At 53.5% G+C, this 14,484-nt stretch carries 13 protein-coding genes; 8 read left to right on the top strand and 5 right to left on the bottom strand.

Translation table 11 applies throughout. The annotated features are described in order from the left end of the window. Positions 1-83 precede the first annotated feature (83 nt). From TH30_RS11795 to prfB, 3 genes are all read left to right on the top strand, one after another. Positions 84-2,510: a penicillin-binding protein 1A gene (locus TH30_RS11795; RefSeq protein ID WP_114098301.1), complete on the top strand. Its 2,427-nt coding sequence runs from the start codon at positions 84-86 to the stop codon at positions 2,508-2,510. A 255-nt stretch (positions 2,511-2,765) separates the two neighbouring features. Continuing rightward, on the top strand, positions 2,766-4,325 hold the full coding sequence (locus tag TH30_RS11790; protein ID WP_114098300.1) for an alkaline phosphatase D family protein: 1,560 nt from the start codon (positions 2,766-2,768) through the stop codon (positions 4,323-4,325). Between the two features lie 169 nt (positions 4,326-4,494). Then, positions 4,495-5,623, top strand: a protein-coding gene (gene prfB / locus TH30_RS11785) for a peptide chain release factor 2 (RefSeq protein WP_114098299.1) whose coding sequence is annotated in 2 segments (ribosomal slippage) — positions 4,495-4,563 and positions 4,565-5,623 — 1,128 coding nt in all. Because the reading frame shifts where the segments join, the coding sequence is not laid out codon by codon here. A 63-nt stretch (positions 5,624-5,686) separates the two neighbouring features. Here the strand turns inward: prfB and TH30_RS11780 are convergent. Continuing rightward, the gene (locus tag TH30_RS11780) at positions 5,687-6,586 is read right to left on the bottom strand and encodes a TIR domain-containing protein (RefSeq protein ID WP_114098298.1); all 900 of its coding nucleotides are present in this window, start codon (positions 6,584-6,586) and stop codon (positions 5,687-5,689) included. 296 nt (positions 6,587-6,882) lie between these two features. Between TH30_RS11780 and TH30_RS11775 the strand changes: the two genes are divergently transcribed. The 5 genes from TH30_RS11775 (at position 6,883) to TH30_RS11755 (ending at position 10,711) form a co-directional block, all read left to right on the top strand. Next, complete coding sequence (locus tag TH30_RS11775; RefSeq protein ID WP_114098297.1) at positions 6,883-7,137, top strand: hypothetical protein; 255 nt, start codon at positions 6,883-6,885, stop codon at positions 7,135-7,137. Between the two features lie 117 nt (positions 7,138-7,254). Further along, positions 7,255-7,860: a nucleoside deaminase gene (locus TH30_RS11770; RefSeq protein ID WP_114098296.1), complete on the top strand. Its 606-nt coding sequence runs from the start codon at positions 7,255-7,257 to the stop codon at positions 7,858-7,860. A 73-nt stretch (positions 7,861-7,933) separates the two neighbouring features. Further along, positions 7,934-9,424: a DNA-3-methyladenine glycosylase 2 family protein gene (locus TH30_RS11765; protein ID WP_114098456.1), complete on the top strand. Its 1,491-nt coding sequence runs from the start codon at positions 7,934-7,936 to the stop codon at positions 9,422-9,424. Next, the gene (locus TH30_RS11760; protein WP_114098457.1) at positions 9,424-9,945 is read left to right on the top strand and encodes a methylated-DNA--[protein]-cysteine S-methyltransferase; all 522 of its coding nucleotides are present in this window, start codon (positions 9,424-9,426) and stop codon (positions 9,943-9,945) included. Before TH30_RS11765 ends, TH30_RS11760 begins: the two co-directional genes overlap by 1 nt. A gap of 133 nt (positions 9,946-10,078) precedes the next feature. After that, on the top strand, positions 10,079-10,711 hold the full coding sequence (locus TH30_RS11755) for a glutathione S-transferase family protein (RefSeq protein ID WP_114098295.1): 633 nt from the start codon (positions 10,079-10,081) through the stop codon (positions 10,709-10,711). Positions 10,712-10,799: 88 nt separating this feature from the next. Here TH30_RS11755 and adhP read toward each other — a convergent pair whose 3' ends face one another. From adhP to bcp, 4 genes are all read right to left on the bottom strand, one after another. Beyond that, complete coding sequence (gene adhP / locus TH30_RS11750; RefSeq protein ID WP_114098294.1) at positions 10,800-11,822, bottom strand: alcohol dehydrogenase AdhP; 1,023 nt, start codon at positions 11,820-11,822, stop codon at positions 10,800-10,802. A 145-nt stretch (positions 11,823-11,967) separates the two neighbouring features. Further along, entirely contained in the window at positions 11,968-12,792 is an 825-nt protein-coding gene (locus tag TH30_RS11745; protein WP_114098293.1) for a ferritin-like domain-containing protein, read from the bottom strand. Between the two features lie 157 nt (positions 12,793-12,949). After that, positions 12,950-13,720 (bottom strand): response regulator, encoded by a 771-nt coding sequence (locus TH30_RS11740; protein WP_114098292.1) that lies wholly within the window; start codon positions 13,718-13,720, stop codon positions 12,950-12,952. Positions 13,721-13,958: 238 nt separating this feature from the next. Then, positions 13,959-14,423, bottom strand: coding sequence for a thioredoxin-dependent thiol peroxidase (bcp, locus tag TH30_RS11735; RefSeq protein WP_114098291.1), 465 nt, complete (start codon positions 14,421-14,423; stop codon positions 13,959-13,961). Positions 14,424-14,484: the final 61 nt, after the last annotated feature.

Genomic DNA, 14,484 nt, shown 5'->3' with positions numbered 1-14,484 from the left:
CTGGGACATTGCATTTCCGGTGATTGTGCATGAATATGCGCCCTCGTCGGATCAGGCCAACAAATCGAAAAAGACCTGCTTACATGCGCATTTTACTAAGTATTTTCGGCTTTCTGTTTTTGATGGGGATCGCAGGCGGTGCCGGTGTTCTGGCCATCTTCTGGCATTTTGGTCAGGACTTGCCCGACTATACCCAGCTTGAAAACTACGAACCCGAAGTCATGACGCGTGTTCATGCATCCGATGGTGCGCTGATTGCTGAATATGCCCGCGAGAAACGTGTATTCGTTCCGATCACTGCCATCCCGCACAAGGTAATTGATGCCTTTGTTGCAGCCGAGGACAAAAACTTCTTCTCCCATCCCGGGATTGATTTTGCGTCGGTTCTCCGTGCTGCAGTGACCAACGTGGTCAATCTTGGCACCGGACGTCGTCCGGTCGGGGCATCGACCATCACCCAGCAGGTCGCCAAGAACTTCCTTCTGACCAACGAAGTTTCCTATGAACGCAAGATCAAGGAAGCGATCCTGTCGTTCCGTATCGAGCGTGCGTTCTCCAAGGAGCATATCCTTGAGCTTTACCTGAACGAGATTTACCTCGGCAGTGGCGCATACGGGGTTGCTGCCGCATCGCTGCGTTATTTCGACAAGTCGCTTGATGAACTTAACGTCGAAGAGGCAGCCTATCTTGCGGCCTTGCCAAAGGCCCCGTCGAACTATCATCCGGTCCGTAATCACGACGAAGCAAAGGCGCGCCGTAACTGGGTGATTGGCCGGATGCTCGAGGAAAAATACGTGACCGAGGCCGAAGCACAGGCCGCATGGTCAGCACCACTGGTTAGCAAATCGCGTGAGTCGGTTGATACCTATCAGGCCGATTTCTTTGCCGAGGAAGTCCGTCGTCAGCTGGTCGACCGTTACGGCGAAGGCATGCTTTATGATGGCGGTCTTTCGGTACGTTCAACCGTTGATCCGAACATGCAGACGGTTGCGGACAAGGCGCTGTTTGAAGGTCTGGTTGCCTATGACCGTCGCCACGGCTGGCGCGGCCCGATCACACAGATTGACCTGAATGGCAACTGGCAGCAGAAACTGCGCGAAGTTGAAAAGCCCGGTGACATTCCATGGGATCTGGCTGTTGTACTTAAAACAGATGCCAACGAAGCGACCCTTGGATTGCAATCAGGCGAGCAGGGCCGTATTCCGCTGCGTTTCCTGACCTGGGCGCGTCCGTGGCAAAAGGGCCAGACACTGGGTGCTGTGGTGAACCGTCCGTCGGATGTGCTTAATCCGGGCGACGTTGTCTATGTCAAACATTTCGCAGAACTTGATGGCGAGAAACTGCCACCAAACACCTATGGCCTGCGCCAGATTCCCAATGTGAATGGTGGTCTGGTGGCGATGGATCCGCATACGGGCCGTGTTCTTGCGATGTCTGGCGGTTTTTCGCACGATCTGTCGAAATTCAACCGCGCAACCCAGGCCCGCCGTCAACCGGGCTCGGCATTCAAGCCATTTGTCTATCTGGCCGCCCTTGATCAGGGCTTTACCCCTTCAACGCTGGTGCTTGATGCGCCTTTCGTGATTGATCAGGGACCGGGGCTTGGGAAATGGAAGCCGGGCAACTATAGCGGCCAGTTCTATGGCCCATCGACCATGCGCCTCGGGATCGAGAAGTCCCGTAACCTGATGACGGTGCGACTGGCACAGACCATCGGAATGCCTACTGTTGCCGATTATGCCGAGCGCTTTGGCATTGTTGATGAGCTGCCAGAAGTGCTTTCGATGTCGCTTGGCGCTGCGGAAACGACCGTCATGCGCCTGACGGCGGCCTATGCCGAACTGGTCAATGGGGGCAAGAAAATCACACCGACCCTGATTGACCGTATTCAGGACCGTCGCGGTAATGTGATCTATCGTCGGGACGAGCGCGATTGTGCGCAGTGTCAGGATGTGGCGTTCCGCAATCAGATGCCGCCTGATCTTCCCGATACCCGCGAACAGCTGACCGATCCGACCAGTGCCTTCCAGATGGTTCATATTATGGAAGGTGTGGTGTCACGCGGTACCGGCCGGACCATTGCCGAACTTGGCTACCCGCTGGCAGGCAAGACGGGAACGACCAATGATTCACGTGATGCATGGTTTGTCGGTTTCTCGCCGGATCTGGCGGTCGGGGTTTATGTCGGCTTTGATGATAACAGATCGCTTGGCGACAAGGAGCAGGGTGCCAGTGCTGCGGCTCCGATCTGGAAAGAATTCATGCGTGGTGCCCTTGCAGGAACCAAAGCCATTCCGTTCCGTACTCCACCGGGCATTCGCATGGTCCGTGTCGAGGCCCGCACCGGTATTCCGGCTCGTCCGGGCGATAAGGACGTGATCTGGGAAGCCTTCAAACCCGGCACCATTCCGGCATCAAACGACAATGTTATTGATGGTGGATATAACGAGTTTGGCGGCTCTGACAGCAGAAATGGCGGTGCTGTTTCCGGACCGGGCGGGATTTACTGATCAACCCCGATATACTTAATTGCGATGATCCAAATATTGCAGTCCAAATGTGATAAAAGCCGGATGTAATCAGCATCCGGCTTTTTTTGACCATGGGGTCTTTCATCTGAAACTTTCTGTTTTCAGATCAGGCCATTTGGAAAGATGATCTGTCATCAAACAGTGACAAAAGAATCAACGCGATGACATTGGTCTGTCATCGGAATTTGTCATGATCTCCAGGGATTTAGTTCATGCATTAAAGAGGTTCCAGAGATGTCATTTCGTCTTTCCCGCCGAAAGTTTCTTGCAACAGGTGCGACCGCCGGTGCCGCAACGGCCATGGGTGGTTTCTTTATGCCGTCAATCTCGCGTGCGGCTGACCGTCCGGTCATCACGCATGGTGTTCAAAGTGGTGATGTGACTGCCAACACCGCCTGCATCTGGGGACGTGCAGATCGGGCTTCGCGTATGGTAACCGAAATCGCAACCACTGAAGGCTTCAGGAATTCGGTCCGTATTCCCCATGTCGATGTTCTGGCCCAGCGCGATTTTGCCGGCAAGCTCGCATTGAATGATCTTCCAGCTGGTCAGGATATTTTCTACAAGATCCATTTCGAGAACCTTGATGATGGTCGCGCGTCTTCCGAACCGGTGATCGGCCATTTCCGTACGGCACCTGCGGCGAAACGCAACATCCGCTTTGGCTGGTCCGGCGATACCGGTGGTCAGGGCTGGGGGATTGACGAAGATCGCGGCGGCATGAAAACCTATGCCACGATCACCAAACACAATCCTGATTTCTTCATTCATTCCGGCGATACGATTTATGCCGATGGACCGTTTGCCGAGACCAAGGAAACGCCCGACGGGCAAATTTGGAAAAACATCACGACCGATGACACCGCCAAGGTGGCCGAGACCATCAACGAGTTTCGCGGCAACTACAAATACAACATGCTTGATCGCAATGTGCGCGAATTCAATCGCCTGATCCCGGTCTATTACCAGTGGGACGACCACGAAGTGACCAATAACTGGTATCCGGGCGAAATGTTGGTCAATGATGATCGCTACACGGAAAAATCGGCGCTTATTCTGGCTGCCCGTGCCAACCGTGCATTCCGGGAAATGTTGCCGATTACCGAACATGCATCCGAACCCGGCCGTGTATATCGCAAGGTGTCCTATGGACCGTCGCTGGAAATCTTCTTCCTTGATATGCGCACCTATCGTGGCACCAATGATGCCAATAACAGCCCGGTGCCAACCGACAATACCGATTTCCTCGGGCGCACGCAGGTCGAGTGGCTCAAACGTGGCCTTTTGAATTCCAAAGCGACCTGGAAAGTCATTGCTGCTGACATGCCGATTGGCATGATCGTGCGTGACGGCGACAACTTTGAGAACGGTGCCAATGGCGATGGTCTGCCGATGGGGCGTGAACTGGAAATGGCGGAACTGCTGCGTTTCATCAAAACCGCCAAAATCCGCAACACGGTCTGGTTGACAGCCGATGTTCATTACACCGCAGCTCATTATTACGATCCGAACAAGGCCCAGTTCCAGGACTTCGATCCGTTCTGGGAATTTGTTTCCGGTCCGCTCCACGCCGGAACGTTCGGTCCCAGCGAGATGGACAACACATTTGGTCCGCAGGTAAAATTCACCAAACACCCGACCAAGGAACAGGGCGTTAATCTGCCGCCATCCTTTGGTTTGCAGTTCTTTGGTCTGGTCGATATTGATGCCGAAACCGAACAGTTCCGGGTCTCGTTGCGCGATGTTGCTGACGATGAACTTTATACCGTGACACTCGATCCGGTATTGGAGTGATCTCTGAATTACCCTGCCTTATCTTTGATGCGAAACCCGGTAGCAACCCGCTGCCGGGTTTTTGCATGGTTGCAGGGGTTTCAACTGCGGCAAAAACTGCTATAAGCGGCGCCGAGTTTGCCGCAGTCAAACTGTGGCCACAAATTTCAGATGAATAACGGAGACATCAATGCGCGCCGAAGCACAGGCATTGGTCGATGAAATCAAGCAGTCGATGGTACTGCTGAGGAGGCATCTTTGACTGGGATAACGCTCTTAGACGCCTGGACGAACTGAACGCACTGGCCGAAGACCCGACCCTTTGGGACAACGCCGCCAATGCGCAGAAAGTCATGCGTGAACGTACCCAGCTTGATGATGCCATCAATGGTTATAAAAAGCTCGCCCAGGAGCTTGAAGACAACATTGAACTGATCGAACTTGGCGAAGCCGAGGGCGATGCAGAAACGGTTGCCGAGGCCGAAGAAGGCCTGCGCGCAATCCGCGAGATTGCCGCACAGCGCGAACTCGAAAGCCTGCTTTCGGGCGAAGCCGACGCCAATGATGCCTATCTTGAAATCCATGCCGGTGCTGGTGGTACCGAAGCACAGGACTGGGCATCGATGATGGCACGCATGTATTACCGTTGGGCGGAGTCCAAGGGTTACAAGCTTGAGATGCTCGAAGAAAGTGATGGCGAGGAAGCCGGTATCAAATCGGTTACCTACAAAATCACCGGGCATAATGCCTATGGCTGGCTCAAGAACGAAGTGGGTGTGCATCGTCTGGTGCGTATTTCGCCCTATGACAGTTCTGCGCGCCGCCATACGAGCTTCTCGTCGGTCTGGGTCTATCCGGTCATTGATGACAATATCGAGATTGAAATCCTTGATAAGGATCTTCGTGTCGATACCTACCGTGCATCAGGTGCCGGTGGTCAGCACGTTAACCGGACGGATTCCGCTGTTCGTATTACCCATATTCCGACCGGCATCGTTGCCCAGTGTCAGAATGACCGTTCGCAGCATAAAAACCGCGATACGGCGATGAAGATGCTCAAAGCCCGCCTCTATGAGGCCGAGCTTAAAAAGCGCGAAGCCGAGGCACAGGCGGTTGAGGACAGCAAAACCGACATCGGTTGGGGGCATCAGATCCGTTCCTACGTTCTGCAGCCCTATCAGATGATCAAGGACCTGCGTACGGGGACCGAAACATCCGATACCCAGGGTGTTCTGAACGGCGATCTTGATGCCTTCATGGCAGCTGCATTGGCCGCAAAGGTTACCGGTTCGGCTGGCGAGATCGAAGACATCGATTGATCGGTTGCCGATAACTGCTTGAAATCTAGAACACCCCGCTGATTATTCGGCGGGGTGTTTTTTCTAATCGATTTGTTTTACATCTGGTAGGGTTGCTCTAATGCACGCAACGAGTTGCTCCACGGCTTGGTCAATCTTTTCAGAGGACCATAAAATGTGGAGATGATGGTTCGTATCGAAATGAGTACCTCCAGTGCGTTTGTTGAAAGTATTCTCTTCGCACAAGTAAACTACAGGTTTTCCAATACCCTCGGCGTAGCCAGCTTCCCAGTATGCACCGTTGTTGTCGTGTGTAAGGTCTGCAAGAACAAGCTTTGCCATCTTGATTTCGAGCCTAAGTCTATCATCAATTAGGCCAGCTTTTTGACCATCGGGATCATTTAGCTTTCGTAGTTTCAAACCTGTGCGTGTAATAGCAGGGCGAATGTGCTCATCCACAATTCTATTGAGTTCTGTGTCTCCGAAACTCATTGCGATGAAAACTGTGTCAACGGATTCCTCGCCTTGGATAATTTGATGAAGGTGTTCCCAACCCGAGAAAGTCAGGCGGTACATTAGTGGTGCCCGTCCTTCAACTAGTCCCTTATCTTCCAAAGATTTTAATACAAATTCCAAGTCATCTTCTGTGACGCAGCCAAGGCTTCCACCATCAACTTCAAAACTTAAATGAACCCATGATCCGGCGGACGTTTGTTGGTCTCCCAGTAAAAGAATAAGATTATCTGATATCTCTTTTGGGTTTGCTTTTATTGGGTTCTTAATCAGCTTTTCATAGATTTCTTGATTTAGATAGGGGAGTGGTTGTTGTGGTGAACGCATCTTATGCAAGGCGTAAGGAAAAAATGCGTATGACTTTTCTGCATTCTCGTCCGGTGAAGAAATAAAATGCTTAACCAGACCAGAAACTTGATATTTTCCACAAAAAGGGCAATCGAACAAATAGCGATCAGCGGTACCGATCATTCTAATGTCATTGTTGAGTGTATTTCCGCAAAAGGGACATTGCTGCATTGTTGACCTTCACACGATGGGCAGACATCAATTTTCCTTAACGTACATCCAGTGGTTGTGCCTTGCCCAGTGTTTTGAGCTATGTCGGACATCTTGCCCCCAAAAGTCCCATTTCTGTCACACAATTGCCGGATAGCTTTGCCATGGTGAGGTCAAGCGAGACCTGCCAAGCAATAACAAACCCCAGACAATGGCTGGAGACTGGCAGGCTTGCCTCAGAGCAAACATCTTTTGTCAGGTAGTCCCAAATGGCCCAGAACTCTCTTGGTCCGGTCGCAGTCGGCGACCAGTTCAAACTCGCAACTCCGAACGGTCCGGTTTTCGAGGTTGTCAAAATCCGTCAGATGGCACCGGTCGATCATGCCCTGATCACCAAAGTGCGCGATACCAAATCCCCGACACTGATCGCGGTGACCACCCTTTTAAATCGTGACTTCTATCTTCCGGTTGCGCCGGAAAACCGCCAGATGCCCGACAATGACGGGATATTACGCGGTATCTGATTGTAAAGCAGTGCAGCAGACTGTTTTGCAACCTGCGAGATGAAAAACAGGTTGGCATGGCGGCCCTGACACGGTGAAATGGTACAAACAAATATCAGTACTTCAGGGGCCGCCATCATGCCAGAGACCACCGCCAGCCCGAACCTTTTGGAAAAGCTGTTCTCCGTTCTGGAAAACGACATTCTTCCCAAAACGCGCGCAGGTGTTGCGGGTGGCAACAAGCTGTTCGGGGCAGCGATCCTTCGAAAATCCGATCATTCTCTGGTCATTGCTGAAACCAACAATGAAACCGAAAACCCGCTTTGGCATGGGGAAGTCCATTGTCTTAAGCGGTTTTATGAAATTCCTGCTGATCAGCGCCCGGTAACCTCGGAGCTGATATTCCTTTCAACCCATGAACCCTGTTCGATGTGCCTGTCGGCAATTACCTGGGCCGGGTTTGATAATTTCTATTATTTCTTTTCCTACGAAGATTCCCGCGATGCCTTTGCCATTCCCCATGATTTGAAAATCATGAAGGAGGTCTTCACGCTTGATGACGGCGAATACAACAAGTCCAACGCATTCTGGGACAGTCATTCGATGATGGGCATGGTCGCCGAACTGCCGGAAGACACGCGGGCAGGGTACCTTGTCCGGGCCAAGGCGATTTCAGACGAATATGATCGTCTGTCGGCGCAATATCAGGATGGTAAATCCGATAACGACATTCCCCTGAACTAGGGCAATCAGACGATTTTACGTTTGAGTCCGAATCTGGCGAGTTTTGATTGCCGGTTCTGGTAAACTGCCGGGCATGGAACAGCTCAATAACGATATATGCTATCAGGCACTCAAAACCCGGGACCGTCGGTTTGACGGGCGGTTTTATACCGCCGTTCTGACCACCGGGATTTTCTGTCGCCCGATTTGCCCCGCAGTCACGCCAAAACGTGCCAATGTGGAATTCTATCCCAGTGCGGAGGCGGCAATTGCCCATGGCTTCCGGCCGTGCCTGCGCTGTCGTCCCGAAGCTGCCCCCGGAAGTCCTGCCAGTGCCGGTGTTCATGCAACCGTGGCCCGTGCTGTGCGCCTGATTGATCAGGGCGTGCTTGAAACCGGATCGATTGCTGATCTGGCCGAGCGGCTTGGTGTCGGGGATCGGCATCTGCGCCGTATCTTCAAGGAACATACCGGCGTCACCCCGCAGGAACACGCCAAGGCCAGACGCCTTTTGCGGGCGCGCCAGCTGATTGTGGACAGTAACCTGTCGATGATCGAGATTGCTGATATTGCCGGTTTCGGCAGCTTGCGGCGGTTCAACGATGCGATGAAGCAGGCCTATGGTCAGGCACCGACGGCATTCCGGCGCGGCGTAAAACCCAGAACGTCGAGCCCGGTAAAGGACGACGATCCATTTGCCCCGCGCAATGATGATCTTGTTTTGCGTCTGCGTGCCAGACAGCCGTTTGATGCGGAATATCTTCTGGCCTTTTTCCGGGCGCGCGCCATTCCGGGGTTGGAAGCAGTCCGTGATCGCATCTATGCACGCGGATTTGCCATGGGCGATCAGGTTGGCCTGATGATCTGCCATTTCAGCCCGGATCAAAGCGGGGTGGAGGTGATCCTGCGCGGCCCGGCGCGTGAAGCCGTGCTTGAAATTGGTGCGCGGGTCCGGCGCCTGTTTGATCTTGATGCGGATGTTCCGTCCATCACGGCACAGTTTTCCGATGATGCGTTGCTTGCGCCACTGATTGAAAAACGCCCGGGCCTTCGTGTGCCGGGGTGTTGGGACCGGTTTGAACTGGCCATGCGCGCCGTTTTGGGACAGCAGGTATCGGTTGCTGCGGCCAGAACACTGGCAGGGCGTATTGTCGCCCGCTTTGGCAAGGCACTGCCCGATGATCTGGTTGCCAGAACCGGTGTCACGCATCTGTTTCCCGCCCCGGCACAACTTGCCAATCAGGAACTGATATCCATCGGGCTTACAACCCGCCGTGCGCAGACACTGGCCGATGTGACTGATCTTTTTGCCGATCCCGGTTGCGATCAGAAGGCGGGTGAAACCCTGATTGCCGATCTGACCGCGATCAAGGGAATAGGTCCATGGACATTGAACTATTTCGGCCTGCGCGGACTTGGCGACCCGGATGCCTTTCCGGCGGCCGATCTTGGCATCCTCAAGGCATCAAGCATGGGCGGCGGCCCGGACAAGGCCAAGGCACTTGATGCCCTGTCGGAAAGCTGGCGACCCTGGCGGGCCTATGCCGCGCAATATCTTTGGTCTGCATTGGAAGGAGAAGGATGATGACAACCACGATCAATGTGATCCGTTATCCAAGCCCGATTGGCAAACTGTCGCTTGCCTCGGTCGATGGCAAGCTTGTGCATCTTGATTTTGAAGATAACGATGATCGTCTGAAAACCATTCAGACGCGGCGTTTTAAAAAGCTCGACTGGATGGAAGGTGGCTCTGCGCCCGGATCGGTGATTGACTGGCTTGATGCCTATTTCGAGGGCGCGGCGATCAAACCGCCGATAGATGCTCTTACCATGATCGGGACCGATTTTCAGAAATCTGTCTGGGATGCCCTGATTACCATTCCCAATGGCAAAAGCGTGTCCTATTCCGGACTGGCGGTTCAGCTTGGAAAGCCAAATGCCGTTCGCGCGGTTGCACGCGCCAATGCACTGAACCCGGTTTCGATCATTGTGCCATGCCACCGGGTGATCGGATCAAACGGAACATTGACCGGCTATGCCGGTGGGCTGGATCGCAAGAAATGGTTGCTTGATCACGAAGCCGCCATTGCCGCAAGCACCTTCTGATCCTCTTAGCTACGGCCCATAAGCCCTGCGCGCGTGGGCTACCCCAACGAAAATTCACGCAAAACCGGAGACTGCCAACTGACCAGCGTCTTGGTCAGAACGCCATTTCGTTGCCTTTTTGAAAGCAAGTACCATGAAGCTCTATGATTATCCCGGATCGCAAAATGCCTGGAAAGTTCGGCAACTATGCGCGCATTTGTCAATTGCATATGATGCGGAATGGCTGTCTATTTTTGAAGGGCAAAGCCACACCGATGCGTTCATTGAACGCAACCCGGCGGGCGCTGTGCCGGTGCTGGAACTTGAGGACGGGCGCTGTATTGCTGAATCCAACGCGATCATGATTTATCTGGCCGAGGGCAGTGCCTATTTTCCAGATGATCGCTATGAACGTGCCAAGGTCCACCAGTGGCTATTTTTCGAAGCCGATTACGTGCAATCAACAATCGCAACCCTGCGCTACTGGAACTTGACCGGAAAGAACGCGCGCAATCAGCATCAACTTGAAAAGCGACGGCTTGGCGCCATCGGGGTTCTGGGAAATCTGGATCGGTACCTCACTGATAAAAGCTTCCTTGTTGGTGATCGCTATACCATCGCTGATATCGCCGTTTATGCATATGTCCACCTGGCCCACGAGGCAGATATTGATATGGCACCGTACGCAGCGATTAGGCGCTGGATCGACCGGGTTCACACCATTGTCGGGAATGAGGTGCCAGTGCGCTATTACGCCGAAGATCCTCACAGCACAGATGATCTTTAGCGCCAAGAAAAAATTCCCTGTGTCTGAAGGCACATTTGAAACAGGCCTCGGACACAGGGAACAATATGCAAATCATGCAAAGCGAAAATCAGATCGACATCACGATGCGGCCATCGATCTTGCCGTCGCGCATGCGATCAAAGATCGAATTGATGTTTTCCATCGGTTCGGTGGTGAAGTGTGAATGCACCTTGCCATCGCCTGCGAATTCAAGGGCTTCTTGGAGATCGGCACGGGTGCCGACGATGGAACCGCGAATGGTTTTGCGCGACAGAACCGTATCAAAGATATCAAGCTCGAACGTTCCCGGTGGCAAACCGACCAGCGCCATGGTCCCGCCACGGCCCAGCATGCCAACGCCCTGTTTGAAGGCCGCGCGCGATACCGCCGTGACAAGCACGCCATTGGCGCCGCCCATCTGCTTTTGCACTTCGGATATGACATCGGTTTCGGCAGCGTTCAGTGTCCAGTCCGCGCCAAGATCACGGGCAAGTTTCAGTTTGTCCTCGCCGATATCGACCGCAATCACCTTCATGCCCATGGCCTTGGCATATTGCACGGCCATATGGCCCAGACCACCAATGCCCGAAATCACAACCGTTTCGCCCGGCTTGCATTCGGTTTCCTTAAGCCCCTTATAGACCGTTACCCCGGCACATAGCACAGGGGCTGCATTGCCAAATTCAAGGGCGGGTGGCAGATGCCCGATATAGTTCGGGTCAGCCAGAACATATTCGGCAAAGCCGCCATTAACGGAGTAGCCAGTGTTGAGCTGTTCACCGCAAAGCGTTTCCCAGCCGGTAATGCAGTGATGACAATGCCCGCAGGCCGAATGCAGCCAGGGCACGCCAACCCGGTCGCCTTCCTTGACGGATGTGACACCTTCGCCAACCTTGGCAACAATGCCGACACCTTCATGGCCCGGAATGAAAGGCGGGTTTGGTTTGACCGGCCAGTCCCCCTCGGCGGCATGAAGATCGGTGTGGCAGACACCGGATGCCTCGATCTTTACAAGTATCTTGCCCGGTGAAACTTCGGGAACAGTGACTTCTTCGATGGAAAGCGGTTTGCCAAACTCGCGAACGACGGCGGCCTTCATAGTGCGTGGCATGATCGTGCCTCCTGACGGAATGCAAAAATAGCCGCCTTGTCGCGGCTGTCTCATTCTCGCAAAAGGAATAAACCTGTTTTCTTATGCACGCATTGCGGTGGGTCAAATTCGCTAAATCTGAATCAGCGTACCAACCCTGAACGACTCAGAGGTCGTCGGCTTCTCCGGGAAGTTCCAGAACATAATCCTGATAGTAATCAGGCGGCATGCCTGCTTCATACCGGGCTTCGTCATTGAAGGGCGGTTTTAGGGGCCCGCGGAAATGTTTGCGCAGCATGTCATGCCAGGTGGTGTAATAGGGCAGGTCCCGCTGATCGCAGACATATTCATAATATTTGCGGCCCGCTGCCACATGGGCGATTTCATCATGGGCAATGATTTTAAGGATGCGCGCACTTTCCGTATCGCCATGGGCCAGAAGTCGTTCGATGGTCGGCGGCGTGGCATCAAGGCCGCGGGCCTCAAACACCATCGGTACGACGGCAAGGCGCGGCAGGATGTCATAGGCCGTATCCATTGACGTCTGCCAAAGGCCGTCATGGGCAGGCAGATCACCATAGGCCGCACCCATTTCACCAAGGCGCTTGTTGATCATCTTGAAATGGCGCGCCTCGTCATCGGCAACCTGAACCCAGGCATCATGGAAATCGCGCGGCATGTCTGCTTCGGGGAAGCGCACACACAAATCCCACGCCAGATCAATCGCATTAAGCTCGATATGGGCCAACGCATGCAAAAGCCCGATGCGGCCCTGAACGCTGCCCTTTTTACGCTTGGGCATTTTGTTGGGGGCCAGCAATTCCGGCTTTGCCGGACGTCCGGGACGATCAGGAAGATCGGTTGATCCGATTTCGGTAATCTCGCCATTGCGCCACATTGCGGCGAGTTCGGCCGTGATATCGGCTTTCTCGGTGGCGTCTTCGGTCAAAAGCGCCCGTTTGGCGGCTTCGGCGAGGGTGAGCTTGGTCATGATTGTCCGGGTGGTTGTGAAGATGTCTGGTGCCTGTGTCTGCCATTTGCCGGGCACCCGGTCAATGGGCAAGGAAAAGGGCGATCCGCCATAACATGCCTGATCGCCCTTTGGGATTTGAATATGCCCGGAGATGTTCGGCGTTCCGGACGCTTCATCAGGTGATGTTAAATCGCGCCAGTGCCTCGGCCAGATCTTCGCCAAACGCATTGCCTTTGCGGATGATTGCCGTGCGGCATGGCAAATCCTGAAGAGACGGGTGGTTGGGGGCATCCGATGTCAGAACAGCGGTCGGAATTGCACGCGTTTTGGGCATCGCTTGCAATGCATTGGCCAGATCAACACCGCTGAGCTCATCAATGGTTTTGGCAACAATGATGAAATCCGGACGGGTGCGAACGGCAAGTTCAATCGCTTCGAACGACGTTTGCGTAACCGAGCTGCGATATCCGCAAGCCGCCAGTTCACGTTCAAGGATCGTTGCCATGGAGCGCTGCGGAATGACCAGCAATGCTTCGACATTGGCCTGTTTCAACCAGTTGGGATCGATGTCAGGTGCACGCTTTGAAGGCAATTCACGCACAAATTCGGCGGTATCCGTACCACCCGCCGTCATGTCGCCTTCAAGCAGGGTCTGGATTTTGTCGACAAAGGCCTGAATATCATCAATGGAACCTTCGTTCAGTTCCTTGCAGGTGGTGACGTAATCTGCCAGACGATGGCTGGTCAGATTGATCAGCGGCGCTGCAACCGACTTGCCTTTGTAACGCAGATTGAAAACTTCGCGCTGGATGGCGGTCAGATGGGCGGGGTCGCTTTTGCCTCGGGCATTTTGCAGATGGACATCAATCGAATTGATGATGTCATTTGCTTCATCGCGAAAGTCCGCAAGCATCTGATCGTCGAGATCAACAACATTCTTGTTCATTGCAATACCTGCTTTGCCGGCGTGCCGGTTTGTTTTGTCTTAACAGGTGAAAAGCCTCTTCACCCATACTCCCATATGTAAATTGTTATCCTGACATGTAACCCAAGGCAACAAATTCAATGCGTTGTTCAATGCGCATCGGTATGAAATTTTGAAGTCAGAAAATGCCAAAAACAAAGGCCCGGCAAATACTTGCCGGGCCTGGCATATGTTCTGAAAAATCAGTTCTCTGCGGCGCTCAAAGCGCGCGTACTGCTTCAAGAACTTCGGCGACATGGCCTTTGACCTTGACCTTGCGCCATGCATTGCGGATCACGCCATCGCCATCAATGACAAAGGTCGACCGTTCGATCCCCATGAATTTCTTGCCATACATGCTTTTTTCCTGCCAGACACCGAACTCCTCGCAGACAGTGCCGTTCTCGTCGGATGCCAGAATGAAATTCAGGTCGTGCTTGGCTTTGAATTTGTCGTGGCGACTGACGCTGTCTTTGGAAATGCCGATGATCTGGGCGTTGACGGCGCTGAAATCAGGTTCGGCGTCACGAAACTCGCAGGATTCAGTGGTGCAGCCCGGGGTCATGTCCTTGGGATAGAAATAGATCACCACCGGTTTTCCTGCCAGATCAGACAATTTGACACTGTTGTCACCATCGGTCGGCAGTTCGAAATCAGGGGCCTTGTCACCTACATTGAGGGTCATGTTCCATCCTTTATCTGTTCGGTTTGTCGTGCGATCCGTATCCGCGCTGAAAATACAATCC

This window comes from Thalassospira profundimaris, from assembly GCF_003326795.1.
GTDB classification, from domain to species: domain Bacteria; phylum Pseudomonadota; class Alphaproteobacteria; order Rhodospirillales; family Thalassospiraceae; genus Thalassospira; species Thalassospira profundimaris_C.
The sequence above is the reverse complement of the archived record's forward strand: the minus strand, read 5'-3'. Positions and strand labels throughout refer to the sequence as shown.